The 25,482-nt window shown below is 49.2% G+C and carries 25 protein-coding genes; 19 read left to right on the plus strand and 6 right to left on the minus strand.

Going from position 1 to position 25,482, the window contains the following annotated elements:
• Positions 1–63 precede the first annotated feature (63 nt).
• Positions 64–1,353: a peptidylprolyl isomerase gene (locus CI595_RS16085; RefSeq protein ID WP_243135187.1), complete on the plus strand. Its 1,290-nt coding sequence runs from the start codon at positions 64–66 to the stop codon at positions 1,351–1,353.
• A gap of 331 nt (positions 1,354–1,684) precedes the next feature.
• Here the strand turns inward: CI595_RS16085 and CI595_RS16090 are convergent, their stop codons facing one another.
• Entirely contained in the window at positions 1,685–2,575 is an 891-nt protein-coding gene (locus tag CI595_RS16090; protein WP_095174644.1) for a LysR family transcriptional regulator, read from the minus strand.
• A 108-nt stretch (positions 2,576–2,683) separates the two neighbouring features.
• Between CI595_RS16090 and CI595_RS16095 the strand changes: the two genes are divergently transcribed.
• Together CI595_RS16095 and CI595_RS16100 are read left to right on the plus strand one after the other, a co-directional pair.
• Positions 2,684–3,265: a chromate transporter gene (locus tag CI595_RS16095; RefSeq protein WP_334293493.1), complete on the plus strand. Its 582-nt coding sequence runs from the start codon at positions 2,684–2,686 to the stop codon at positions 3,263–3,265.
• Entirely contained in the window at positions 3,262–3,822 is a 561-nt protein-coding gene (locus CI595_RS16100) for a chromate transporter (RefSeq protein WP_095174646.1), read from the plus strand. The genes CI595_RS16095 and CI595_RS16100 overlap by 4 nt, the downstream gene beginning before the upstream one ends.
• Here the strand turns inward: CI595_RS16100 and CI595_RS16105 are convergent.
• The 3 genes from CI595_RS16105 to CI595_RS16115 all read right to left on the minus strand — a co-directional run bounded on the left by CI595_RS16105 (position 3,815) and on the right by CI595_RS16115 (position 6,909).
• Positions 3,815–4,648, minus strand: a complete 834-nt coding sequence (locus CI595_RS16105; RefSeq protein ID WP_095174647.1) for a PocR ligand-binding domain-containing protein — start codon at positions 4,646–4,648, stop codon at positions 3,815–3,817. The two genes, CI595_RS16100 and CI595_RS16105, sit on opposite strands and share 8 nt — an antisense overlap.
• Positions 4,649–4,882: 234 nt before the next feature.
• The gene (locus tag CI595_RS16110; RefSeq protein ID WP_187144032.1) at positions 4,883–5,986 is read right to left on the minus strand and encodes a phosphotransferase enzyme family protein; all 1,104 of its coding nucleotides are present in this window, start codon (positions 5,984–5,986) and stop codon (positions 4,883–4,885) included.
• A gap of 2 nt (positions 5,987–5,988) precedes the next feature.
• A complete protein-coding gene (locus tag CI595_RS16115; protein ID WP_095174649.1) occupies positions 5,989–6,909 on the minus strand; it encodes a nucleotidyltransferase family protein in 921 nt (306 codons plus the stop codon).
• Positions 6,910–7,237: 328 nt separating this feature from the next.
• Between CI595_RS16115 and CI595_RS16120 the strand changes: the two genes are divergently transcribed.
• Both CI595_RS16120 and CI595_RS16125 read left to right on the plus strand, forming a co-directional pair.
• Positions 7,238–8,596 carry an MATE family efflux transporter gene (locus tag CI595_RS16120; protein ID WP_095174650.1) on the plus strand — a complete coding sequence of 453 codons (1,359 nt, stop codon included), beginning with the start codon at positions 7,238–7,240 and terminating at the stop codon, positions 8,594–8,596.
• A 69-nt stretch (positions 8,597–8,665) separates the two neighbouring features.
• Positions 8,666–9,196 (plus strand): spore maturation protein, encoded by a 531-nt coding sequence (locus CI595_RS16125; protein WP_095174651.1) that lies wholly within the window; start codon positions 8,666–8,668, stop codon positions 9,194–9,196.
• 37 nt (positions 9,197–9,233) lie between these two features.
• On the opposite strand, the gene CI595_RS16130 is transcribed toward CI595_RS16125, so the two are convergent.
• Positions 9,234–11,411: a hybrid sensor histidine kinase/response regulator gene (locus CI595_RS16130; RefSeq protein ID WP_095174652.1), complete on the minus strand. Its 2,178-nt coding sequence runs from the start codon at positions 11,409–11,411 to the stop codon at positions 9,234–9,236.
• A gap of 306 nt (positions 11,412–11,717) precedes the next feature.
• Between CI595_RS16130 and hisZ the strand changes: the two genes are divergently transcribed.
• The 9 genes from hisZ to hisE all read left to right on the plus strand — a co-directional run bounded on the left by hisZ (position 11,718) and on the right by hisE (position 18,174).
• Positions 11,718–12,923, plus strand: coding sequence for an ATP phosphoribosyltransferase regulatory subunit (gene hisZ, locus CI595_RS16135; RefSeq protein WP_242986988.1), 1,206 nt, complete (start codon positions 11,718–11,720; stop codon positions 12,921–12,923).
• Between the two features lie 121 nt (positions 12,924–13,044).
• A complete protein-coding gene (gene hisG / locus CI595_RS16140; RefSeq protein WP_187144033.1) occupies positions 13,045–13,695 on the plus strand; it encodes an ATP phosphoribosyltransferase in 651 nt (216 codons plus the stop codon).
• Positions 13,696–13,698: 3 nt separating this feature from the next.
• Complete coding sequence (hisC, locus tag CI595_RS16145) at positions 13,699–14,751, plus strand: histidinol-phosphate transaminase (RefSeq protein WP_095174654.1); 1,053 nt, start codon at positions 13,699–13,701, stop codon at positions 14,749–14,751.
• Positions 14,752–14,848: 97 nt separating this feature from the next.
• A complete protein-coding gene (hisB, locus tag CI595_RS16150; protein ID WP_095174655.1) occupies positions 14,849–15,430 on the plus strand; it encodes an imidazoleglycerol-phosphate dehydratase HisB in 582 nt (193 codons plus the stop codon).
• Positions 15,427–16,032 (plus strand): imidazole glycerol phosphate synthase subunit HisH, encoded by a 606-nt coding sequence (hisH, locus tag CI595_RS16155; RefSeq protein WP_095174656.1) that lies wholly within the window; start codon positions 15,427–15,429, stop codon positions 16,030–16,032. The genes hisB and hisH overlap by 4 nt, the downstream gene beginning before the upstream one ends.
• Positions 16,029–16,754 carry a 1-(5-phosphoribosyl)-5-[(5-phosphoribosylamino)methylideneamino]imidazole-4-carboxamide isomerase gene (gene hisA, locus CI595_RS16160; protein WP_095174657.1) on the plus strand — a complete coding sequence of 242 codons (726 nt, stop codon included), beginning with the start codon at positions 16,029–16,031 and terminating at the stop codon, positions 16,752–16,754. The genes hisH and hisA overlap by 4 nt, the downstream gene beginning before the upstream one ends.
• Positions 16,748–17,506, plus strand: a complete 759-nt coding sequence (gene hisF / locus CI595_RS16165) for an imidazole glycerol phosphate synthase subunit HisF (protein ID WP_095174658.1) — start codon at positions 16,748–16,750, stop codon at positions 17,504–17,506. Before hisA ends, hisF begins: the two co-directional genes overlap by 7 nt.
• Positions 17,507–17,509: 3 nt before the next feature.
• Positions 17,510–17,851, plus strand: coding sequence for a phosphoribosyl-AMP cyclohydrolase (hisI, locus tag CI595_RS16170; RefSeq protein ID WP_095174659.1), 342 nt, complete (start codon positions 17,510–17,512; stop codon positions 17,849–17,851).
• Complete coding sequence (hisE, locus tag CI595_RS16175) at positions 17,848–18,174, plus strand: phosphoribosyl-ATP diphosphatase (RefSeq protein WP_095174660.1); 327 nt, start codon at positions 17,848–17,850, stop codon at positions 18,172–18,174. The genes hisI and hisE overlap by 4 nt, the downstream gene beginning before the upstream one ends.
• Before the next feature lie 276 nt (positions 18,175–18,450).
• Here hisE and CI595_RS16180 read toward each other — a convergent pair whose 3' ends face one another.
• A complete protein-coding gene (locus CI595_RS16180) occupies positions 18,451–19,314 on the minus strand; it encodes a helix-turn-helix transcriptional regulator (RefSeq protein ID WP_162291899.1) in 864 nt (287 codons plus the stop codon).
• Between the two features lie 213 nt (positions 19,315–19,527).
• On the opposite strand from CI595_RS16180, the gene CI595_RS16185 reads away from it, so the two are divergent.
• The 5 genes from CI595_RS16185 to CI595_RS16205 all read left to right on the plus strand — a co-directional run bounded on the left by CI595_RS16185 (position 19,528) and on the right by CI595_RS16205 (position 25,359).
• Entirely contained in the window at positions 19,528–20,817 is a 1,290-nt protein-coding gene (locus CI595_RS16185; RefSeq protein WP_162291900.1) for an ABC transporter substrate-binding protein, read from the plus strand.
• A 27-nt stretch (positions 20,818–20,844) separates the two neighbouring features.
• Positions 20,845–21,726: a carbohydrate ABC transporter permease gene (locus CI595_RS16190; RefSeq protein ID WP_162291901.1), complete on the plus strand. Its 882-nt coding sequence runs from the start codon at positions 20,845–20,847 to the stop codon at positions 21,724–21,726.
• Between the two features lie 151 nt (positions 21,727–21,877).
• Positions 21,878–22,714, plus strand: coding sequence for a carbohydrate ABC transporter permease (locus CI595_RS16195; protein ID WP_095174664.1), 837 nt, complete (start codon positions 21,878–21,880; stop codon positions 22,712–22,714).
• Between the two features lie 99 nt (positions 22,715–22,813).
• On the plus strand, positions 22,814–24,136 hold the full coding sequence (gene melA, locus CI595_RS16200) for an alpha-glucosidase/alpha-galactosidase (RefSeq protein ID WP_095174665.1): 1,323 nt from the start codon (positions 22,814–22,816) through the stop codon (positions 24,134–24,136).
• A 221-nt stretch (positions 24,137–24,357) separates the two neighbouring features.
• Complete coding sequence (locus CI595_RS16205) at positions 24,358–25,359, plus strand: Gfo/Idh/MocA family protein (protein WP_095174666.1); 1,002 nt, start codon at positions 24,358–24,360, stop codon at positions 25,357–25,359.
• Positions 25,360–25,482: the final 123 nt, after the last annotated feature.

The following is a 25,482-nucleotide window of genomic DNA, read 5'->3' on the forward strand; positions in this document are numbered from 1 at the left end:
CCCCTATTTGCCGATGCTTTATTTCAGACCCCTTGGGGGTATAGGAAAACACAGGAGGACTTTATGAATAAATTTACAAAAACTCTGGCCTGCGCAGGACTTGTGGTGGCTCTGGGAACCACAAGCCTTGCAGGCTGCGGAAAATCTCTGGACGGAACCAAGATAGCTGCCACCTGCGGTGACGACAAGATAACCCTGGGCACAGCCAACATGATGCTTCGTATGACACAGGCGCAGATGGCCTCATACTATTCCATGTTCGGCGGTTCCACAGCCGGCATCTGGGACCAGGAAGGTGAGGGCGGCAAAACTTACGGTGAGAACACCAAAGATGACATGATGGATCAGATACATAACATGGTGCTCTTAAAACAACATGCCAAAGATTACGATGTGTCCATCACAGAGGACGAGCAGAAGAAGATCGAAGAGGCAGCCAAAAAATTCATGGAAGACAACGATGCAGAGACCATTGCCAAACTGGCTGTCAGCCAGTCTGACATTGAAACCATTCTGGAGTTCTACACCTACCAGGAAAAGATGTACGACCCCATGACTGCGGATGTTGACACCAACGTGGAAGATTCCGAAGCGGCACAGAGCAAGATCACCATCTGCCAGATTTCCACAGCCGGAACCCAGGACGAGGAAGGCAACACCGTGGACCTGACAGACGAAGAAAAACAGGCTAAAAAAGACCAGGCCCAGGCAGTTTTGGATAAATTAAACGCCCAGGAAGACCCGGCATCAGCCGACATGGATGCTCTTGCAAAAGAAGTAGACGAGAACCTGAGCGCATCCGCCAAAACCTTCGGAAGCGACGACACCACCCTGGATGACAAACTCAAAGAAGCCGTTAAATCCCTGACCGACGGCCAGGTAGCCCCTGAAGTCATCGAAGGCGAATCCGCCTACTATGTAGCCCGCATGGACGCCACCTTCGATGAAACATCCACTCAGACCAAAAAAGAGAGCATTGTCACAGAGCGCAAACAGGAGGCCTACAACAAACTCCTGGAAGATTGGGGCAAAGACACCAAAATAGAAGTAGACAAAAAAGTCTGGAAAAAAGTAACCCTCACCGATGCCGACTCCTACACCTTCAAACAAGTCGAAGCCGCCGATACCGGAGACACTAACACCGGAGATACCGACGCTGCCGACACGGGAGACACCAACAACGGAGATACCGACACTGCCGACACGGGAGACACCAACACCGGAGAAACCGACACTGCCGACACGGGAGACACCAACACCGGAGAAACCGACACTGCCGACACGGGAGACACCAACACCGGAGAAACCGACACCGCTGACACCGGAAACGCCAACACCGAGGCTGCCGAGTAACTCCACCATACCTATAAATTCCCAAACCTGCTGAAGCCCAGTCAAGAACTGACCCCAGCAGGTTTTTTCTTTTAAAACGCCCGCAGCCAAAGTCAGGTGAAAGAGGAGCCGGGGAGGGGGAGGCAGGTCATTCCAGGCAGGCGAGGTTAAGCGGAGAGGGGCGAAGATCCACCGTCAGCAGTCACTTAATGAGGAGGCCGCTGCCGACGAATTTAGTGAATGCTAGGCGGTTAGCTGAGCCACTCGGAGCCTCGAGCAGGCCTGGAATGACCTGCCTCCCCCTCCCCGGCTCCTCTTTGGCCGTCCCCCTTTCACTGCCGCCGTCCCCCTTTCACTGCCCCTCTCGCCGTCCTCGTTCCACCGCCATCTCTATAAACCCCACCGCCCCCTCCGTCAAAAACTTATTCCTATGCCAAACCACATAATGCACCCTCCGAAACCCCTCATCCTCCACCTCCCTGCTGCATATCCTCCCTTCCGAAATCTCCCTCTCCACCAGCATCTCCGGCAGAATGGACACCCCTATCCCCTCCTGCACCCCTTTAATGATCGCCTGCGTACTCGCACTTTCCCAAAGCGGTTCCAAAGTGATCCCTCTCACCGCAAACACATGATCCAGCAGACTCCTCCCCACACTGCCCTTCTCCCTGGCGAGGAGATCACACCCCTTCAAATCCTCCAGAAATACCTTTTCCTTAGCTGCCAGTTCATGTCCCACAGGAAGAATCAGCACCAGCCTGTCCTCTGAGAATGCCCGTGTTTCAAGTTCTGCCTCTGAGATCCCTCCTTCGATCAAGGCCAGATCCAGCTCATTATTCAGAAGCCCCCTCTGCAGATTTCCCGCATTAGATATGGTCACCTTAACCTTCATGTCCGGCCAATCCCTGCAAAATCCACTTACCAGCCCGGGCAGAAAAAAATTTCCCAAAGAAATACTTGCCCCCACCCTCAGTACCCCAAAAGCATCCCCGTTGAGCAGACCTTTTTCCATCTTGTCAAAGGATTCCACAATATGAAGTGCCTGGGCGTAGAAACGCCGCCCTGCCTCTGTCACGAACAATCTTCTGTTCATCCGGTCAAACAGCCTGACTCCGTAATGCCGCTCAATCTCTTGGATGGCCCTTGTAACCGCAGGCTGTGTCATGTGGAGTTTCTTTGCCGCCTGTGTGATATTTTCCATCCGGTAAACCTCCAGATAAATCCTCATATGCCGTATTGTCATTACTTTTCTCCTATCCATAACAAAAAAGATATCATATCAATAAAATAATAGCATTTTACATATTGATACACAAGGGATATGATGGAGAAAAGGAGGCAGTATATGGAAATGGAAGAAAAAAGAAGTAAGAAAAACGCTCTGCTGCTAAAATTGTTTCTCAGTACACTTTACATCAGCAGCCTTACTTTTGGCGGAGGGTTTGTGATCGTTACATTTATGAAGAGAAAATTTGTGGATGAACTCCACTGGATAGATGAGGAGGAGATGCTGGATCTGGTTGCGCTGGCCCAGTCTTCACCCGGTGCTATTGCCGTTAATGCCGCCATTTTGGTGGGCTGGCGGATATGCGGGTTTGCAGGAATGGTAACAGCAGTACTGGGAACGGTTCTTCCGCCACTGGTCATTTTGTCAGTCATTTCATTCTTTTACACCGCATTCGCTTCCAATATATATGTGGCGCTTGTGCTTAACGGAATGCAGGCAGGTGTCGCGGCCGTTATCATGGATGTAGTATGTGATCTGGGGAACAATGTGGTAAAAGAAAAGAGTCCGCTTGGTATAGGGATTATGGCAGTGTCCTTTGCAGCTGTATTCTTATTTAACGTGAATGTCATTTATATTATTTTGATCGCAGGCGTTATTGGAGCTGTGAAAGCATTCCGCATATACAGGAAGGGGAAAAAGGCATGATTTATATCAAACTGTTTTTAAGTTTTTTTCAGGTGGGAATGTTCAGTATGGGCGGCGGATATGCGGCAATGCCGTTGATCCAGAATCAGGTAGTGGGGGTTCATAAATGGCTGGACATGAAAGAATTTACTGATTTGATCACCATATCAGGAATGACGCCGGGACCCATAGCCGTAAACTCCGCCACGTTCGTTGGGATCCGCATAGCGGGCTGGCAGGGGGCCGTAATCGCCACCTTTGGCTGCATTCTGCCTTCCTGTCTGCTGGTATCACTGCTGGCCTGGGTTTATTACAAATATAAAGGGGTATCTGCTATGCAGTCTGTGCTTGCCTGTCTCAGGCCGGCTGTGGTTGCCCTGATCGCTGCGGCGGGTATTTCCATACTGCGGGTCGTGCTTTTTGCAGACGCCCCGATAAGCCTCCACGCGGTCAGCTGGATTGGCGCGGGATTGTTCGCAGCCGCGTTTGTGGTGCTGCGGAAATGGAAATGGAATCCCATTTTAGTCATGAGCCTGTGCGGAGTTGTCAATCTGTGCATTGGAATCCTGATCAAATAGGAGACGGGGTTTCCTTTTTCCTATACTGCATAGGCGTCAACCCGTAAGTCCTGCAAAATGCCCGCGTAAAATAATTCTGGTCACCGTAGCCGCAGGAAAATGCGATCTCCCCAATACTTAGGGTGGTAGTCCGAAGCAGCCTGCATCCGTTTTCCAGCCGTACCTTACAGATGTGGTCATGGATGGAAATGTGATAAGTTTCTCTGAATTTCCTGGTAAGGGAGGCGCGGCTGCAGAAAAACTGGCGGCAAAGGTCATCAATGGTGAGTTTCTGGTCATAATGTTTCTGAATATAACGGTGGACCTCGCTGACCAGTTGATTTTTGGACAGGTTCATGCGGTTGCTGAGTGTGATATACTGGGCACAGACCTCCATTATGGTTACCAGGGAGTCTATGGTACTCTGTCCGCGGACCGGAATACGGGAAATGGCCTCTTCCAGGGCAGCCGGATCAGATACCAGGGGAAGGGCTTTTTCATATGGTGTCCTGCCCGCGTCAGGCCCGGCCTCCAGGGTCTGTCCCATCATCAGATAACCTGTGAGGGCGCCGAAGCTGTACAGAGGGGCAACCGCCTCGTACAGCCCGAAATGGCATTTATAGATATGGAGCTTTTCCTGTTCCCTTACACGTCCAAAGGCCATGGTGTCGTGTTCCACACAGAGACGCTTTCCCTCCGGATGCTTCTGGATCAATCCGCAGAAACATCCCAGTTCATGTGGATAAGCGGCAATTTCGTGAAAATCGGTGTCATAAATGCAGATGCGGAAACCGGATATATGATAGAGTTCTTTCAGTATTCGCTCAATAGACAGGGACTGTTCCATTGGTTTCTCCTTCTCATAAAAAAAACTGGTGTAAGACCAGATTTGCTTACTGTTCACAGGCCATTATTCCGCCAGGTGTTTTCATGCAGAATGCATGAAAATTCCGAAGCCTGTCAGCGCGATATGAAGCAGGATGCTTCATATCTGTGCATCGCGAAGCGTGTTGCTGAGAACGGAGTGAACAGTAACCGGATTTGTCCGTATCTTACGCCAGTTTTTTGTATAAGTCAAGATTTATACATATTTTCCCACGATTTTATGCATATCCTCCATCTTATGTTCCATATCAGCCACAAGCTTCATCTGTGTCCTGCAGCGGTCCAGATTGTGATGTTCCCTGTGGATACGGAAATATGTATCGCCGTTCAGGTAATCTGTCAGGAATCGCATGCCGCACTCTAGAGTCAGGAGCTTTGCGGAGAATGGGAGAAGGCGGATCTCTTCCGCTGTGAGGGAGCTGCCTGCTTCAGACAGGAAACCTGCCGTATAAGCCTCAAAAAGTTCCAGGTCCATGGAGACCAGGGAGAGATCCTGTTCATCCTCATCAGCGGTGCTGGCGCCGAAACGTATACTGTCTCCAAAATCATAGAGCACAGAACCCGGCATGACCGTATCCAGATCAATGACGCAGATACCCTCGTCCGTTTCATTGTCCATCATTATATTGTTCAGCTTGGTATCATTGTGGGTAACACGCAGGGGAAGCTGTCCCTTGGCAATGGCATCCACCACAACGGTACCGTCAGCCTTCCGGTCCAGGAAGAACTGTATTTCTTTTTCCACCAAAGCAGCTCTGCCTGCTTTATCTTCAGCCACCGCCTTCTCAAACAGAGCATATCGGTCCACGGTGTTATGAAAGCCGGCAATGGTCTCATGCAGCGTATCTGCCGGGTAGTCCGCCAGAAGTTTCTGAAAATGGCCGAATGCCTTGGCTGCGTTGGTAAAAAGTACCGGGCGGTCCACGGACTGGTGGCAGGTGGCATTTTCGATGAAGTGATAACTTCTCCAGAATCCGCCCTCACTGTCCTCATAGAGTAATTTCCCGTCCCGTGTGGGGATGAGTGTGAGGGTTTCCCGCTGGGGGTCTCCGCCCTGTTCCAGAATCTTTTTCCTGAGATGGGAGGTAACGCCCTGTATATTTTCGATCAAGCCCTGTGGGTCTGTAAAAATGGTGGTGTTGACTGCCTGCAGAATATAGCGCACAGGCGGTTTTGTCTCTCTTCGGAAGTAGACGGCATAGGTGGCGTTTATATGGCCGCACCCAAAAGGTTCTGCGTAGATAAAATCGCCGTCAAAGAGGAAGGCATTTACAATTTCATTTTTGATCATCTCCAGCATTTTCATTCTCCTTTTTCATTCCAGAGGTTTTCCGGGTATACGCCCTCCTCGATCATCTGCTCAATGAAAGCTACAATCTTTTCTTTATCCTCATGGTAGGTTACGCCGTACCATTTGGCAGGGGTATCCATAACCTTTACATCACATTTCCGGGAATCCATAAGCTCTTGTACCACGGAGGGCAGGAAAAATTCTTTTTTGGCAAGGCCGACTGTGCTGTCTGCGAAAAACGCCTGCATCTGCTGCTCGATCTCCCGGAATAGATCAGGGGTGAATCCCCAGCAGTTCATGGACACAATGCTGTTTTCGTCAATATCCGTCCAGTCCCGGCCTTCCTCGTAAAACTGCGTCTGTCCGTGGTTTCTCTGTATTTTCGTCCGTTCTGTAACGGAGGTCAGATATCCGTGGTCAGCAGTGCAGACACCTCTTGCCACATGTCCGTTTTCCGTCAGTGTATTTTTCAGGAGATAGCCGGCCATGCAGAAATGGTATCGGGAGGTATCATCAGGTATATGCAGGAAGAAATCATGAAGCAGTGTAAATGCTTCCCTGCCATAAAAATCATCTGCGTTGATGACGGCAAAAGGACCGTCCACCAGATTCCGGCAGCTCCACACAGCGTGTGCGGTACCCCATGGTTTGGTGCGCCCCTCCGGGACCTGCACACCTTCCGGAACCTGGTCGATCTCCTGAAATGCGTACGCCACAGGGATGACTTTTTCCAAACGTTTTCCCACGGTTTCCCGGAATACATCCAGATTTTCTTTTTTGATAATAAATACCACTTTTTCAAATCCTGCCTTGACTGCATCGTAAACGGAATAATCCAGAATAAATTCCCCGTGTCTTCCCACCGGGTCGATCTGTTTCAGTCCGCCATATCTGCTCCCCATACCGGCCGCCATAATTACCAATGTCATCATATCTGCCCTCTCCCTTTTCTTATATATATTTGGCATTTCCTCAGTTACTCGTGTATGCTGCTTTGTCAATCCCTATTATATCCAAAACAGATTTGGTTTCTATGGAATTTTGTATCAAAATTAGCAATATCGGATAAAAAGAGTATTTATGCTAAATCATAAGAAATAACAGAGGATTGCGAAAAAGGAATATATGGTTCATAATAAAAAGGAACTGTACGCTCCAAAGAGAGGATAAAGGTAAATACCAGGCGGCCGGGCAGCCGTGCAGTATGGACAGACAGATCCGGGGTGGAGCCAGTGATATACAAAAGAGGAGTTGTGATATATGAGCAGTTTTGAAAAAGATTTATCAAAGGGAAATGTGGTCAAGCAGCTGATCCTGTTTGCAGTCCCCTTTCTGGTGTCCAACATTATCCAGTCTTGTTATAATGTGGCGGACATGCTGATCGTGGGGAATTTCAGCGGTACGGTCAGTATGTCGGGAGTGAATATCGGAGGCCAGGTGACATTTATCCTGACCAACATAGTGGTAGGACTTTGTACCGGAGGAACCGTACTCATTGCCCAGTATCTGGGCGCACAGAAGAGGGAGGAGATGTGCAGGGCAGTAGCTACACTGATGACCACCCTGATCTGTGCCGCTGTGATCATCACCGTGATTTCCCTTCTTCTGAAGAACCAGATATTGGGGTGGATCCGGACACCGGAGGAATCCTTTGAGGAGGCCAGCCGTTATCTGACGGTGACACTGACCGGCATTATCTTTATTTTCGGCTATAATGTTTTGTCAGCCGTGATGAGGGGAATGGGGGACAGCAAGAGGCCCTTTTATTTTGTCCTGATCGCCTGCGTGACAAATATTGTACTGGACCTGGTGCTGGTCGCAGGATTTGGCTGGGGAGCTTTCGGCGCTGCGGCAGCCACCGTGATCTCCCAGGCGCTCAGTATGATCCTGTGTATTATTTATATGGTAAAGAACGGATTTGTGTTTGATTTCCGTCCTTCATCCTTCCGTATCTATAAACACGAGCTGAAGATGATCTTTAAGATTGGCACGCCCGCTGCCATCCAGAACGGTGTGACCAGTTTCTCTTTCCTGATCATAACCACCCTGGTAAATTCCATTGGCGGTGTGAATGCGTCGGCGGCTGTGGGTGTGGTAGGAAAATTCAACGGGTTTGCCATCATGCCGGCTGTGGCTATGGGAAGCTCCATATCCACCATGTGTGCCCAGAATGTAGGGGCAGGGCAGTGGGACAGGGTAAAGAAGACCTGCACGGTGGGAACCCTGACGGCGGTCATCTGCAGTTATCTTATATTTATCCTGGTGAGGATTTTTCCGGAGGACATCCTGCGCCTGTTTGACAGCAGCAATGCGGAGATGATACGGATTGGGGTGGAGTATTTCAGCACCTTCAGTTTTGACTACCTTCTGGTTCCCCTGTGCTTCTGCCTGAACGGGCTGTTTGTTGCAACTGGGCACACAACATTTACACTGATGAACTCCATGCTCTCCGCGCTGCTTTTGCGGATTCCGGCCAGCGTGCTGTTCGGCAGCATTATGGGAATGGGGATCATGGGCGTGGGGATCGGTGCTCCGGCTGCGTCGGCGGGAAGCCTGATCCTGATCATATGGTTTTTGCTCTCAGGAAAATGGAAGACAAATGTTGTAAGGGGCAGCTGATGCAATCCGGGTACTTTTTCCGGCAGTCCGGGCGTAAACTAATAGAAAGACAGGACAGCCGGTGAGTGTATGAGAGTATTGCTCTTTTTGTCGGAAGTGATCATTCCGCTTATTCTGTTTTACATAGTGGGTTTTGGTATTCTGATGAAGTGCGATGTGTATGAAGATTTTGTAAAAGGTGCAAAGGATGGTCTGAAGACAGTGGTGCAGATCCTGCCCACCCTCATAGGACTTATGGTGGCAGTGGGCGTCCTGCGGGCATCCGGTTTCCTGGATATGCTGGGCGGACAGCTTGGGAGACTGACCGGTGCGGTGGGATTTCCGGCGCAGCTGGTCCCACTGACCATTGTAAAAATGTTTTCCTCCAGTGCGGCTACAGGGCTTGTGCTGGATATTTTCAAGGAATTCGGGACAGATTCCAGGATTGGGCTGATCGCCTCTGTGATGATGTCCTGTACAGAGACTATTTTTTACACGGTTTCTGTCTACTTTATTGCCGCAAAGGTAAAAAACACCCGCTATACCATACCTGGCGCTCTGCTGGCAACACTTGCAGGAATCGCGGCCAGTGTATGGCTGGCGGGAATGATGGCAGTTTAAAGCCAGTTTTTGGGTCCGGTTTTCCGGGCTCATTTTTTTATGACAGATACTTTCTAAGGATATTATAAAGCTCACGCAGGTCAATGGGCTTTGCTATATGTCCGTTCATTCCGGCGTCAAGAGCACGCTGTTTGTCCTCCGTGAAGGCATCGGCTGTCATGGCGATGATGGGCAGCTGCCGAAGATCCGGTCTGTCAATGCTGCGTATTTTCCGGGAGGCCTCATATCCTCCCATAACGGGCATTCTGATATCCATCAGGACCAGGCTGTAATATCCGGGGGAGGAGGCGGTAACTTTCTCCAGGGCTTCCTGCCCGTTTACTGCAGTGTCGATCCGGACATTTGTGACGGAAATAAGCTCTTTGGCAATTTCCAGATTCAGTTCATTGTCCTCCACCAAAAGGAGACGGCGGTTAGAATAATCGGTATCGGTTCCCGCATCCCCCGCTTTGGAGGCATCCGGGAGGGTCTGCTGGGGATGTGGTGCGCCTTTTTTGAAGGGCAGCTCAATATAGAAGACAGTCCCCTCTCCTTCGGTACTTTCAACACGGATACTCCCCTGCATCATTTCTGTAATGTTTTTTGTGATCGCCATGCCGAGGCCCGTTCCCTCTGCGTGGGAGGCACGGGGGGAATCGGAACGCTCAAAGGGCTGGAAAAGCCGCTGCAGAAATTCCGGTGACATGCCTATGCCTGTGTCCCGGAAAGTAAAACGATACCGGGCCGTATCTTCTGAACCGGAAGGGATCTCCTGCACTTTCACGCAGATTTTGCCGCCCGGGTCTGTGAATTTTATGGAGTTTCCTACGATATTCAGAAAAAGCTGCTTGAAACGGAGGGGATCTCCTATCAGGTCTTCATGCTCCAGTTCTTCCATATCTACCGTAAAATCAAAATGACCGCTGATGATCTGCGGCTGTATGATGCCCTCCAATGTATGAAACAGCTCTCTCAGGTTAAAGTTCTCACTGTTCAGCGTCAGCTTGCCGCTTTCGATCCTGGACATATCCAGCACATCGTTGATCAGGGAGAGCAGGTGTGCGGAGGCCGTGGAGATCTTATTCAGGCAGTCCTTTACTTTTTCCTTCCTGTCTATATGTGAGAGGGCGATTCCCGTCATTCCTATGATGGCATTCATAGGTGTACGGATATCGTGGGACATGTTGGAGAGAAAAATGGATTTTGCCCGGTTGGCCTGTCTGGCTTCCTCCAGAGCATCCGCCAGCTGCTTTTTGCTTATCTGTTCTTTGGCCAGGATCTCCCTGTTTTTCTTATCAATAATATGCTGTCTTCCCGTAAAATAAATAGTACAGAAACACAGCAGCAGGACAACAGTGACCAGCAGGGCCGCGATCATAAAGTTACGGAAAGAGCGGGTGGTGGTCTCCAGCACATTTGCAGGTACGGTGACCAGCAGGTACCAGGAGCTTCTGCCCACAGGCATGTACACCAGATAGTTGCGTTTGCCCATCCAGGAAAAAATAAGGGAGCCGGACGCGGAGGCGGCCATATCATTTCTAAGCTGCTCATCCGGTTCCCGGCCGTACAGGTCAGAGTGTTCCAGGCTGTCCAGGTAATTGTTTGTGATCATCATGGAGTAGTCATAGTGGGGCTTGAGCAGGATATCGCCTTCTTTGTCAATGATGGTGGCATACCCCTCTTCTGTGTACACGTTCAGGGCCAGAAGGTATTCCAGCTCATCAAAGGCAGGTGTCACGAAAATGCCCCCTATCTCAGCCGCATCCCAAATACTCTCCTCTAACGAGGCGTAATACAGCAGTTCATCTCCAACACCTAAATTGACAATGCTCATACTGTCATTATCAATGTATCCCGCTTTTTCCTCCTGAAAGCTCAGGTCCTTCAGCGTCCCGGTCTCCCCTTCAATGGTGACATATCCGCCGTTTTTATCCATGATTCCGGCTGTGCGGTACTGCCAGATATCCTGCTTGTCTCTGAAAAAGTCCAGAATCTCCTCCCGGCTGTGGTATGCACCGCTGCGGGAAGCTTCCAGGCAGCTTTTCAAAACAGAGAAATATTTGCCGTTCATCTCATCGAAATGGGCATCCAGCTGGGTGCCGAACGCGGACAGGTTACTCAGATTGTCTTTCTGAACGCCCAGGCGTATCTGAGTAAAAAAATATACGGCTATGGTCATAACCAGGACAGCCGCCAGCGTTGTGCCGAAGATGAAGGTTTTTCGCTTCTTGTACATAGGCCCCCCATTGATTTTTAAGTGTGGTGTTACCGCAATATTCTGATGTGTTCAGTATACCATATGGGGGAGGCGGGAAGCAATGTCATAAGTGGCGGGGTGTATTTTTTATGAAACATGTATAATTTCGTGAAAACCGTGTTGACAACTTTATAGTCGCGTGATAATATGGTAGCACGCTAAAGCGGACGGGACACAAAATATATATACTTATAAGGCAGAGCATAAATGGCATTTTACAGATTAAAGCGCAGCAAATGTGCAGCATACAGTATGAAAAATAACGCAGAAAGGCAGGGTCAGCAAATGAGATATTATGATAAAGTAACACCGGACGGAACAAAAGATTTGCTGTTTGGAGAGTGCGACCAGCGTTCCCAGGTGACAAAAACCCTGAAGGACCTGTTTGGCGCCCAGGGGTATCGGCGGGTGATGACACCTGCATTGGAATTTTATGATGTGTTTGGAAAGGCGGCAAAATATCTGCCCAAGGAGACCATGTACAAACTCACAGACCATAAAGGGAGACTTATGGTACTGCGCCCGGATTGTACGGTGCCTGCGGCCAGATTGGCGGCTACCCGGTTAAAAGGGATGCCGATGCCGCTCCGTTTATTTTACAACCAAAATATTTACCGCATGTTTCCGGAGCTGAAAGGAAAGAGCACCGAAATTAACCAGGTGGGCATTGAACTCATCGGCGGTGTACCGCTGAGAAGTGACCTGGAGGTGGTGGAGCTGGCATCCAGGAGCCTGGATGTCATAAGCGGGGGCAAATACCGCCTGGAGCTGTGCCACATCGGATATTTCAAGGCGATCATGGACAGTCTGGATGTGGATGAGGATACAAAAGAGGATATACGTTTCCAGATCGAGCAGAAAAATTATGCCTCCCTCACCGATATGCTGGGTAAATACCAGGACAGCCGGGCAGCACAGGCGCTTTTGAAGCTGCCCAGACTCTTCGGCGGAGCAGAGGTCTTTGAAAAGGCGTATGAGCTTTTCGATGAGAACGGCGCAAGAGAGAGCCTTGACTACCTGAAGGGTATTTATGAATATCTGCAGACCCTTGGGCTTGGGGATAAAGTGATCATTGACCTGGGCCTTGTGAATCTGGCAGAGTATTACACAGACCTTATTTTCCGGGGATATTTCCGGGGGATAGGGGAACAAGTCTTGTCAGGAGGCCGTTACGATACACTCCTAAACGAGTTTGGGGAGGACCACTGCTCTGTGGGCTTCTGCATCAATGTGGACCTGGCCAGCCAGAAGGTCCAGCCCATGCCGGAAGCCATACCGGAGATTCTGGTGTTTGCGCCGGATATGAAGTACTTATCAAAAGCAGTCCACCATCGCAGGACACTGGAGGACCAGGGCGTGCTGACGGAGAACTGTGTGTTTGATACCATGGAAGAAGCATTTGATTATGCAAAAATGAGAGGGATACCGAAAGTACACCTGGTGGGAGAAGATATCACAGTTTGTTTGACCCGTACAACTCCCGGTAAATAACCTGATGTTTCGCTGGTCTGATCTTCCGACAGCACAGCAAACCCTCCGGTTATTTATCTTGAGTTATACTGAAAAAACTGATACGGCTGTAGGCCGGAATCTTTCACTGGGAGGCAGAATAATGAAACCAATTAGAATCGCTCTTACAAAAGGGCGTTTGGAGAGTAAAACAATAGATATGCTGGAACGTCTTGGATATGATTGTACCAATGCGAGAAAAAAAGGCAGAAAACTGATCATGCCCATAGGAGACGGTGAGATTGAGGTAGTGCTTGCAAAAGCTGCCGATGTGGTCACCTATGTGGAGAGCGGCGTCTGTGACATGGGCGTTGTGGGAAAAGACACCATCATGGAAAAGGGCGGTACCTTTTATGAAGTGGCAGATCTGGGATTCGGAAAATGCAAATTTGCCCTTGCGGTGGTAAAAGGTAAGAATCTGTACGAGGGCTACCACAATCTGACCATTGCCAGTAAATATGTGAATGTGGCTAAGAATTATTTTGAACAGAAGAGTATGGACGTAGATATTGTGAAGATTGAGGGCAGTGTGGAACTGGCACCTGTCCTGGGTCTTGCGGATGCCATTGTGGATATTGTGGAGACAGGGACCACTCTGAAGGAAAATGGGCTGGTAGTGGCTGAGGATGTGTGTCCGGTGAGTGCCAGACTGATCGTGAACATTGCCAGCATGAAGCTCAGAAAAAAAGAGATTGAGAACTTAATAGACAAAATGGAAAACGATGTGCAGAAGCGCAGGGCAAAGGAGGCGTAGGTCATGGCGTATACAATCCCGGAGAAGTTAAAGAAACTGGAGATATATGAGCCGGTGACAGAGGCCTATGATATCCGCCTGGATGCCAATGAGAGTTTCCAGAACCTCCCGGATGATATCCGCAGGGATGTGCTGAAAGCTGTGGAACAGGTGGAATTCAACCGTTATCCGGATCCCTTTGCAGTAAAACTCTGTGAAAAATTCGGCCATTTCTTTCAGGTAAAGCCTGAACTGCTCACTGCGGGAAACGGTTCTGATGAATTGATCTCCCTTATTGTGCCTAATTTTCTGGAGAGCGGGGACACCATGCTGGTAGCCCTTCCTGATTTCTCCATGTACACCTTCTATGCGCAGATGAATCATATCCGTGTGGAGGCGCTGCAGAAAGCCGAAGATATGGTGACAAGCGCGGAGGATATATTAAAGCGGGCAGAGGAGAAAAATGCCAGGCTGCTTATTTTTTCCAACCCCTGCAATCCCACATCCCTGAAGCTTTCCAGGGATGATATTATAAAGATCATTGAAGGTACCGATGCCCTGGTGATCGTGGATGAAGCGTATATGGATTTTGCCGAAGGCTCTGTCCTGGATGTGATAGAGAAATACAACAACCTCATTGTGCTGAAAACATGTTCCAAGGCCCTGGGCCTGGCAGCCATCCGTCTGGGATTTGCCGCGGCGGGCAGAGAGCTGACAGATATCTTGCACGCATTAAAGTCCCCGTATAACGTGAACTCCCTGACACAGGCGGTAGGCTGTGCGATCCTGGACCATCCGGATTATATTAAGAACTGTATCCGTTCTATCCGGAAATCCAGAGATGAACTGTATCAGGAGCTTTTGGAGCTGAAAGACAGAAAAGCGGATATCCTGAACTTATATCCAACTACCACAAACTTTATTTTCATGAAGGTAAAGGATGCGGCTTTGGTGTTTGAAGAGATGAAAAAGAAAAGCATTTCCATCCGGTACATGAACGGCTATCTGCGGGTGACAGCCGGCAGGAAAATGGAAAACGATGCGGTGATACGGGTGTTGGATGAACTGCTGCGTTGAAAGAATGCGGTTTGAAGATTTTTGATTTTTTCCTGTTACGGTGAAAAGACTGAGCAGTTAAATGCAAATATAGAAAATGGGAAAGGAGGAAGCTGATTTGAGGATCGGAGAGATAACAAGGACAACAAAGGAGACGAATATCAGGCTGAGATGGAATCTGGACGGCAGCGGCCGTTATATGGGAAGCTGCGGGGTGGGGTTTTTTGACCACATGATGCAGGCATTCTGTGTACACGGCGGGTTTGATATGGATTTGGATATGAAAGGTGACCTGGAGGTTGACTGCCATCACAGCATAGAAGATTTGGGCATTGTCATGGGGCAGGCGTTTTCAAAGGCTCTGGGTGACAAAGGCAGTATCCGGCGATATGGAAGCTTCTATATTCCCATGGATGAAGCGCTGGGATTCTGTTCCTTAGATATCAGCGGGCGGCCTTATCTGGTATTCGACGCGGAGTTTGCCAATCAGAGCGTGGGAACCCTGGACTGCTGTATGGTGAAAGAGTTTTTCCGGGCATTTGCATTTAATGGCGGAATCACCCTGCATCTGCGGTGTCCCTATGGGGAAAACGACCACCATAAGATTGAGGCCCTTTTTAAGGCGGCGGCACATGCCCTGAAAGAGGCTTTGGAACCAAATGGAGGAAAAATACTTTCGTCAAAGGGGATGCTGGCATGATAGCGATCATTGATTACGGGGCGGGTAATCTTTTCAGTGTAAAGAATGCCCTTGATTTTTTAGAAGAGAAGAGTGTCATCACAGCAGACTGTGAAGAGATTTGCTGTGCAGATGCCATGATACTGCCGGGAGTGGGGGCTTTTCCTGATGCCATGCGTATGCTCAAGGAGCAGGGGCTTGCTAAAGTCATAAAGGAGGAGGCACAGAAAAAGCCTCTTCTGGGCATATGTCTGGGGATGCAGATGCTTTTTGAAAAGAGTTATGAATTCGGGGAGACAGAAGGCCTCGGACTGATACCGGGCTGTGTGCAGCTTATTGACGGCAATGGCCTTAAGATCCCCCATATGGGATGGAATGACCTGACAGTTTTAAATCCCTGTGCCATGACAGAGAATATGTCAAAGGATGCATATGTATATTTTGTCCATTCCTTCCGGGCAGAGACCGGGGAGGAGAATATTTCCTGTTATACGGTATATAACGAGCGGATCCCCGCTCTGGTACACCGGGGATATGTATACGGCGCCCAGTTCCATCCTGAGAAAAGCGGTGCTGTGGGGCTGGAACTTCTGAAAAATTTTGCAAGGCTGGTGAGAGAATGATTATATTACCTGCAATTGATATAAAAGACAAAACGTGTGTGAGGCTGGTCAAAGGCGATTATGCAACCGCCCATCAGGTGGCGGAAAGTCCCTATAATACGGCAGCTTCCTTCTGGGCGGCAGGCGCTTCCTGGATACATATGGTGGACCTGGATGGTGCCAAAGACGGCAGGCCTGTAAACGAAGAGATTTTTGAGAGAGTGGCCAGAGAGTCCGGCCTTAAAGTGGAAGTGGGCGGGGGGATCCGCAGCATGGAAACCATAGAGCGGTTTCTGGAAAAAGGCATTTCGAGAGTCATTTTGGGTTCCGTGGCGGTAAAAGATCCGTCTCTTGTAAAAGAGGCAGTCCGGGAATTCGGTGAGAAAATAGCTGTGGGCATAGACGCGAAAAACGGTATGGTGGCCACAGAGGGCTGGCTCAAAAAAAGTGATGTTACCTATTTGGATTTGGCACAGGCCATGGAAGAGGCCGGAGTCAGAACCATTATCTATACAGACATTTCCAGGGACGGCACCCTTACGGGGGTCAATACGGAACAGCTGGGAAAGCTGAATGAAAGGGTATCCTGCAGGATCATTGCCAGCGGAGGAGTAAGCTCCATAAAGGATATTACGGACTGCAAAAAGCTTGATCTATACGGATGTATCTGCGGGAAAGCCGTTTACACAGGCGCTCTTGACCTGTGTGAGGCGGTAGAGAAAGCAGGTGAGCAGTCATGTTAGCAAAGAGAATAATACCCTGCCTGGACGTAAGAGACGGCAAAGTGGTTAAGGGCGTGAATTTTGTGGGAATCAAAGAGGTGGGAGATCCGGTGGAATGCGCCATTATGTACGACAGGCAGGGAGCAGATGAAATCTGCTTTCTGGATATCACAGCAACCCATGAGGGAAGAGCGACTATGGCAGATGTGGTGTCCAGGACGGCAAAACATGTATTTGTACCTCTTACAGTAGGGGGAGGCATCCGTACAGTGGAGGATTTCCGGGAAATCCTCCGGGCCGGAGCCGACAAGGTTTCCGTCAATTCGGCAGCGGTGAAAAACCCTGAGCTTATCAGGGAGGCGGCAGCAGTATTCGGGAGCCAGTGTGTGGTGGTCGCCATTGATGCAAAGAGGGATGAGAAGGGCAGATTCAAAGTCGTGGTGAACGGCGGAAGGATTGATACAGGCCTGGATGCCATAGAATGGGCGCAGAAGTGCCAGCAGCTTGGGGCAGGTGAGATTCTGCTCACCTCCATGGATACAGACGGATGCCGTGACGGTTTCGATCTGGAGCTTACCAATGCGGTCTGTGACGTGGTATCCATACCGGTCATTGCCAGCGGCGGATGTGGTAAGCTGGAACATTTTTCAGAGGTTTTCAAGGAGAGTAAAGCGGATGCAGCGCTGGCAGCTTCCCTGTTTCATTTTCGGGAACTGACGGTGGAACAGGTAAAGGAACATCTGGAAGAAGAACGGATTCCGGTCAGGAGGTAGAGGATGGATTTAGAATGTTATTTTGAAAAGAGCGATTTGATACCTGCCGTTGTACAGGAAGCGGGCACAGGGGAGGTGCTCATGCTGGCCTATATGAACCGGGAGAGTCTTCAGAAAACTTTTGAAACCGGATATACCTGGTTTTACAGCCGCTCCAGACAGGAGCTGTGGAACAAAGGCGCCACTTCCGGACATGTTCAGAAGGTGATTGATATAAAAGCAGACTGTGATAATGATACCTTGCTCGTAACAGTAGTACAGACAGGCGCTGCCTGTCATACAGGGGCACATAGCTGCTTTTTTAAAGATATATGGAAAAAAGAAAAAGGAGGGCGGCCTTTATGATGGATGTGATTAAGGGATTGTATGATGTGGCTTTGGAACGCAAGGCTGTAAAACAGGAAGGTTCTTATACCTGCTATCTTTTTGAGCAGGGGCTTGATAAAATTTTGAAAAAGTGCGGTGAGGAGTGCAGCGAGGTGATCATTGCTGCAAAGAATGGGGAGAATGGGGATACAGCTAATGAGATCTGTGATCTTCTTTATCATTTGGTGGTTATGATGGTGGAGAGTGGGATTTCCATTGATGAAGTGGAAGGGATACTGGAAGAGAGACGGCAGAAGATTGGGAATCTTAAGAAGTTTCATGAAAGTGATCATGAGTCCTGAATAGGTTGTGGATCTTGAATAGGTTGTGGATAAGAATGAACTGGGCGGCTGGTCCGGGAACTTTGCATGTTAGGTGCAAGGTGTCCGGGGCAGCCGCTTTTTATGGTGGAATAAATGATTGCGTTGCCCCGGAGCCCTTCCCTTTCCTTCGGCATATTCCTGGGTTTCGATGAGCCATAGGGATTATTTGGAAAATGTAAAACATTTAATAAACGTGGTAAAGCTATTGCTGCTGTTCACAGAGAATTCAGCAAAAAGTAATGCTGCATGCCTATTTTAAGTGGATGCGGCGGGGGAAGATGCAGTGTCCTGCCGGACGTTCTGGCGGTATTGGGTGGGGGAGAGACCCACGGAACGTTTGAAAGCCCTGGAAAAGTAGTATTCGTCTTTCATGCCCACATAGGAACAGATCTCACGGACGGTGTAGTCTGTACGCTCCAGTAGAAGTTTGGAGCGCTGGATGCGGACGTTCAGGAGATAGTTTTGGGCTGTGGTGCCTGTGAATCTGTGGAATATTTTGGAGAAATAGCTGCGTTCCAGACCTACGTGATCCACAATGTCCTGGACGGTGATGGGGTAAATGTAGTTGCATTTGATGTAGGATTTTGCTTTTCCAATGTGCTCAAATAGGATGGTCTGACTCTCTTTCTGGTAATTGCCGGAGAGACTGTAGGACTGGGCAATGTTGGAGAAGATGGTGTACATGAGGGACTGGATGGTGAAGTCGTTGCAGAAGCCTACGGAGGACAGGTGCTCCGCCAGGGTACGGATATGTTCATCTATGGAGTATTGGGGGTGAAGCTTGCGTACAGGGGAGCTGTGGGAAAACCCCAGTTGGTCTGTGAGGGTGTCGGCGTTTTCTCCGATAAAAGCAAGCCAGCAAAAATGCAGCGGGTCTTCCGGGGAGGTGTGGTAGCTGACAAGCTGAGACGGATATATGATAAAGAGTTCTCCCTGCCGAATGGGATAGGTGTGCCCCTCACAGATGTAGCTTCCCTGGCCCTGGGTAATGTAGTGTATTAGGTATTCGGAACGGGTGTGGGGCGGCATGCGGAAATCGGGTGCGCATTCTTCATATCCGCAGTATCTTAAATTTACATCTCTTTTTGTTTTCGATGCGTAATATTCCTCAATTTTCATAATGAATCCCCCTTTTTCTCTCAGTATAATATTAATATGCACAAAAAACAACATGAATCCATCATAAGGACAAGAGAAGGTATTCTGTTTTGAAGGGAATCTTTTATAATTAAAACCATAGTAACTGTTAAGGTGCGAAGCAGTTATCAGCCGGTAAGAAATGCTGATGGAAACATGGAAAACAGAGAAGGTATTGCCAAGGAGGTAAAAAGTATGTTGAGAAGAAAAATGTTAGCGGCAGCATTGGTGACAGGATTGACGGGGACTTTAGTGCTAGGGGGCTGCCAGAGCGGTGGAGACAAAGGGAAGACTGCTGATGGAAAGGACAACGTTCGGTTCATGGTCGGGGGTTCGGCGGCGGAGCTGGAGCAGTATAAGAAGGCAGTGGATGCGTTTAATGAGCAGAGTGAGGATGTTGAGGTGACCTTTGTAGGTGTGCCGGGGGACAATTATAACGAGAAGATCATGACACAGCTCAAGTCAAAGGAGGCCCCTGACTGTTTTTACTCGGAGGAGGCGTCGTACGGGGAACTGAATAAGTCGGACATGCTGCTGGATGTTTCCAAGTACCTGGACGATGGGGACTCTAACCTGAAACGGGCAGATGTGCCGGAGAATCTACTGGAAAACTATACGTTTGAGGATAAGGTAACAGGGGTTCCGGTAGATTGTAACCCTATGGTGATCTATTATAATGCTGATTTGTTTAAGGGTCTGGATATTAAGACACCTCAGGAATATGTGGATGAGGGCCAATGGAATTTTGAGGCATTGCAGCAGGTATCAGAACAGCTCAGGGACGCATCCAAGGTGGGATTTGTGTATGAAAACTGGTGGGGGCCGCTTTACTCCTTCCTTTTCTCGGCAGAGGATCCAATCTATTCAGATGACATGTCAAAATCTGAATTTGGTTCTGAGCGGGCGAAAGCGGGGCTGACTTATCTGGACAGCAATATTAAATCAAAAGCCTTTACTTTTGCAGGCTCCCTTACCAGCGGAGAGTCACCGGATACCCTGTTTGTCTCAGGGCAGGCGGGAATGCTGTATGCAGGGCGCTGGTATGTGGCGGACTTTACAGATTTGAGTTTTACATATGATGTGGTTCCCTTCCCTTATTATGAGGAGCCTTCACAGGCAGTCTGCGCTATGCCGGCAACACCGCTGGTGATCAACAAGAAGACAGCAAATCCTGACGCGGTGTGGGAATTCGTATCCTTCTACTGTGGTGAACAGGGACAGAAGATCAGGATGGAAGGGCAGGGCAATGCGGTTCCCACAGTTGACGGACTGGATGAGATTGTACTGACAGGAACACCGGAACATGCGCAGAACTTCCTGGATGCTGTTGATATTGCACTGGTATATCCAAAGGCAGAGGCACTTCACCCGGGTATGACGGATTCTGTCACAGGCGAGGTGGAGAAACTGCTCGTGGGAGAGCAGGATGTGGAGCAGACCCTGGCAAATATCATTCAGACAGTTGATGATGAACTTCAGAAGTGATCAGGTATGTGGGGAAGGGATGGACATATGAAGAAAAGTAAACTGGAAAGATCCAGAAACAGATGGGGAATCGTGTTTATCCTTCCTCAGCTCATCAGTCTGGTCTGCCTTGGCATGATACCCATTGTGATTGCCTTTGTACTGAGTTTTTTTGATTGGAATGGATTCAGTTCTCCGGTATTTACGGGATTTCAGAATTTTAAGGCAGTGTTTACAGACCCGGATACGGCGATCGCTATTAAGAACACGCTTCTCTATTCCGTGATCTATGTGCCATGTTCCATTGTATTGTCTATGGGGCTTGCCATGCTGCTGAATAAGGCGTGGGGAAAAATGTTTTACCGCGCGGTTTTTTTCCTGCCGCAGATTGTCACCTCTGTGGGGATTGCTGTGGTATGGTCCTGGATTTACCAGCCCCAGTTTGGAATCCTGAACATGATACTTAAATTTTTCGGGATCCAGGGGAAAGAATGGCTGCGCGACCCCTCCACAGCCATGGGGGCGGTGATCGTCATGAGTATCTGGTGGGGGCTGGGATATAATATTGTGCTGTTTCTGGCGGGCCTGCAGAATGTACCCAGAACTTATGTGGACGCGGCGAAGATAGACGGCGCCAATGAGAGGCAGGTGTTTTTCAACATTACGGTGCCTCTTATCTCGCCAACCACACTGCTGGTGACGATCACTACCATGATCAATGCATTCCAGGTCTTTGACCAGATGTTCCTGCTGACTTCGGGAGGACCGGCCAAGAAGACGTATACCATGGCAATTCACATTTATCAGACGGCATTTAAAAGCTATGAGCTGGGCAAGGCATCCACAGCGGCACTGATCCTGTTCTTTGTGGTGGTGACTGTGTCTGTGATACAATTTAAACTTTCTGACAAATGGGTTCATTACGGGTAACAGTTCAGATAGGTCTGCGCATTTACTGCGCTGACCGTATGAAAAAGTAGTGCTAGCTTTATCCAGCCCATCGCGAAGCGATTTTTAATGGCTGGATGCGTAACGGTTCAGTTTGTCTGAACTGTTACCATTACGGAGAGTAGGTGAGAGGATGACAAATAAAAAGAATAAACGGTTTTATACCCTGCTGGTCCAGGTGATACTCATAGTCATGGCTGTACTTGCGCTGTTCCCGTTTCTATGGATGATATCCACGTCTTTGAAGGGCTCTGAGGAGGCATTTGCATACCCGCCCAAATTGATACCGGAAGTCTTCCATTGGGATAATTACAAAAAGGCCATGACAGCACTACCCTTTGGGACAGCGTATCTGAACAGCTTAAAGCTGGCTGTCATCAATGTGACAGGGCAGGTGCTCACCTCCGCGATGGCAGGTTATGCGCTGGGAAAACTAAAGTTCAGGGGGTCCCATGTGGTGTTTGGAGGATTTATTGCGGTCATGATGGTTCCTTATACCGTGATCTCCATTCCGCTGTTCCTGATCTTCAGCCAGCTTAACCTGATTGACACACATTTGTCCATTATTTTGATGACAGCTGCCTATATGCCCATGGGAGTATTCCTATGCAGACAGTTTATTATGGCACTGCCTGATGAGCTGATGGAGGCGGGGATCATTGATGGGGCAAATTATGGTTCCATGTTCTTCAGGATCGTACTTCCTCTTGTGAAGCCCGCACTGGCTTCCCTGGGAATCTTCTCCTTTATGTGGAACTGGAACAGTTTTTATACACCCCTGATATTTTTAAATTCCCAGGAAAAATATACGGTGCCCCTGCTTCTAAATATGTTTAAGGGAAAATATACGGTGGACTGGTCGCTGATCATGGCTGCCTCCACCATTGCGGTGATACCTGTGCTGATGGTCTATCTGTTTGCGCAGAAATATATCATTGAGGGAATTACGATCACAGGAATGAAGAGCTGAGGGATTTCCGTAACATGACTTTCTTACGGCCGGCGCAGTAAATGCCCAGGCCTGCTGAGAGATTAACAGAAGATATAATAATTACAACAGGAGGGACATATGCCAAGAATAGCTTTTATGGGGGCAGGCAGCACGATCTTTGCCAAGAGCGTGCTGGGGGACTGTATCCTGACACCCGAAATACAGGATTTAGAAATCGCGCTACACGACATTGACCCGGTGCGGCTGGAAGATTCCAGAAAAATGCTGGAGAATATCGCCTCCAATGCGGGGCGTAAAGTGAGGATTGAGGCTTACGCAGACAGGAAACAGGCCCTGAGAGGGGCGAAATATGTGGTAAACGCCATTCAGGTAGGCGGATACGATCCCTGTACTATCACGGATTTTGAGATTCCAAAAAAATACGGTCTGCGTCAGACCATAGCAGATACTTTGGGCATAGGCGGTATATTCCGGGCACTGCGCACCATACCGGTGCTGGAGGAATTTGCAGAAGATATGCAGGAAGTCTGCCCGGATGCTCTGTTCATCAACTATTCCAACCCTATGGCTATGCTGACAGGGTATCTGCAGACCTACACGAAAATACAAACCATTGGACTGTGCCACAGCGTTCAGGTCTGCATTCCCCAGCTCTTCAAGGCCCTTGATATGGAAGAACTGGTGCCGGAGACCAGGTGGGAGATTGCGGGCATCAACCATCAGGCGTGGCTTTTAAAGGTACAGGACGGTAAAGGGAAGGATTTGTATCCGGAGATCAAAAAGCGGGCGGCCGCCTTTTTGAATGGTGAGGCTGCATACGACGCAGACTGGGATAAAGTCCGTTACGAGATGATGCTGAGATTCGGATACTACATAACAGAGTCATCAGAACACAATGCGGAATACACACCATGGTTCATAAAAGACAGATATCCGGAACTGATCGAGAGGTATAATATCCCCTTGGACGAATATCCAAAGCGCTGTATCAAACAGATCGGTGACTGGAAGCAGATGCGCGGGGAACTGGTGCAGAATGCGGAGATCAAGCATGAAAAGAGCCGTGAGTTTGCATCTTTTATCATAAATTCCATGGAGAATGATGTTCCCTACCGTGTTCACGGCAACGTACAGAATACAGGCCTGATACCAAATCTCCCTCCAAATGCCTGCGTGGAGGTTCCCTGCCTGGTGGACCGGGACGGAATCCATCCCTGCTATGTGGGAAATCTCCCGGAACAGTGCGCTGCTATAAACCGTACCAATATCAATGTCCAGCTGCTTACCATGCAGGCTGCAAGATCCAGGCGAAAAGAGGATATCTATATGGCAGCCATGATGGATCCCCATACGGCGGCAGAGCTGTCCATGGATGACATCAGGGCCATGTGCGATGAGATGCTGGAGGCCCACGGCTCATGGATGCCGATATACAGATGACATTAGGATAAGATGTGATGAGATGCTGGAGGCTCACGGCTCATGGATGCCGAAATATAGATGACATTAGGATAAAGTGTGATGAGATGCCGCAGGTCCAAGGTTCATGGATGCCGAAATACAGATGACATTAGGATAAAGTGTGATGTGATGCCGGAGTCCCACGACTTTTGGAAGCCCTCCAATAGGGCATATACGGAAATGATAAGGAGAACAGTTACATGGAGAAAGTGTTGAGAGTAGGCGTGCTGGGCATGGGAAACATGGGAAAAGCCCATGCGCGCAGCATGATGAAAATGGAAAATGTTAAGATTGCAGGACTCTGTTCCTCCCCCGCAGATGATGCCAGGGCCTTTGCCTGCGAAAATCATCTGGACTGCGGGATCTATGATGACGGATACCGTATGATAGAGGATGCAGGGCTTGACGCACTGTATATCTGCCTGCCGCCCTTCGCCCACAGCGGACAGCTGGAAGCAGCCGCAGATAGGGGGATTCATGTATTTATCGAAAAGCCTATTGCCCTTAATGTGGAGCGGGGAAAGTCCATGGCAGACGCGGTAGAGCGCAATCATATTGTTTCCCAGGTGGGGTACCATATGAGATTCGGAAGCGCCGTCAGAAAATGGAAAGAATATATGGACAGCGGAAAAGCCGGGAGGCCCACCCTGTATATGGCAGATTATGAGTGCAACAGCCTTCACGGCCCCTGGTGGCGGGATGTCACAAAATGTGGCGGGCAGGTCTTTGAGCAAGTCATTCACCTGTATGATATGGGCTTGTATCTCATGGGGGATGCGGACTGCGTGAATGGACATATCGCCAACCTCTGCCATCAGGATGTGGAGGGATATACCATTGAGGACACCAGTGTCTGCAGTATACATTTTAAAAACGGTTCCCTGGGTTCCATATGCGGCTCCAATTGTTCTGTGAAAGAACAGTGGAACGGCAGATTCCGGGTAATATGCCAGCATATGACCGCTGATTTCATGGACCATAACCATGCGGTCTTCACCTTTACAGATGAGGAAACTCCCCATACAGAGACGGTTGCAGAGGATGTGGATGCCACATACCTGGAAGACTGCTGTTTTATAGAAACGATACGCGGCAGAAGAGAAAATATGGCCGGTGTGCCTGAGGGACTGAAAGGTCTGCAGCTGGTAAGTGCGGTGGTGGAGTCCTCCGCAAAAAACGGGGCATGTGTGGTGCCGGAATAAAAAATAAATGTTTCGTAACTGTTCAGTACCCTCACAGTAACAAGCAAAAATCCATGCAGAATCGCCTTTGGCGATGGGATTTTTGCTAGAGTGTGTTTGAAAACTGCTTTCGGCAAGCTGTAC

Origin of the sequence: Blautia hominis (assembly GCA_002270465.1) — a bacterium.
Taxonomy (GTDB): Bacteria; Bacillota; Clostridia; order Lachnospirales; family Lachnospiraceae; genus Blautia; species Blautia hominis.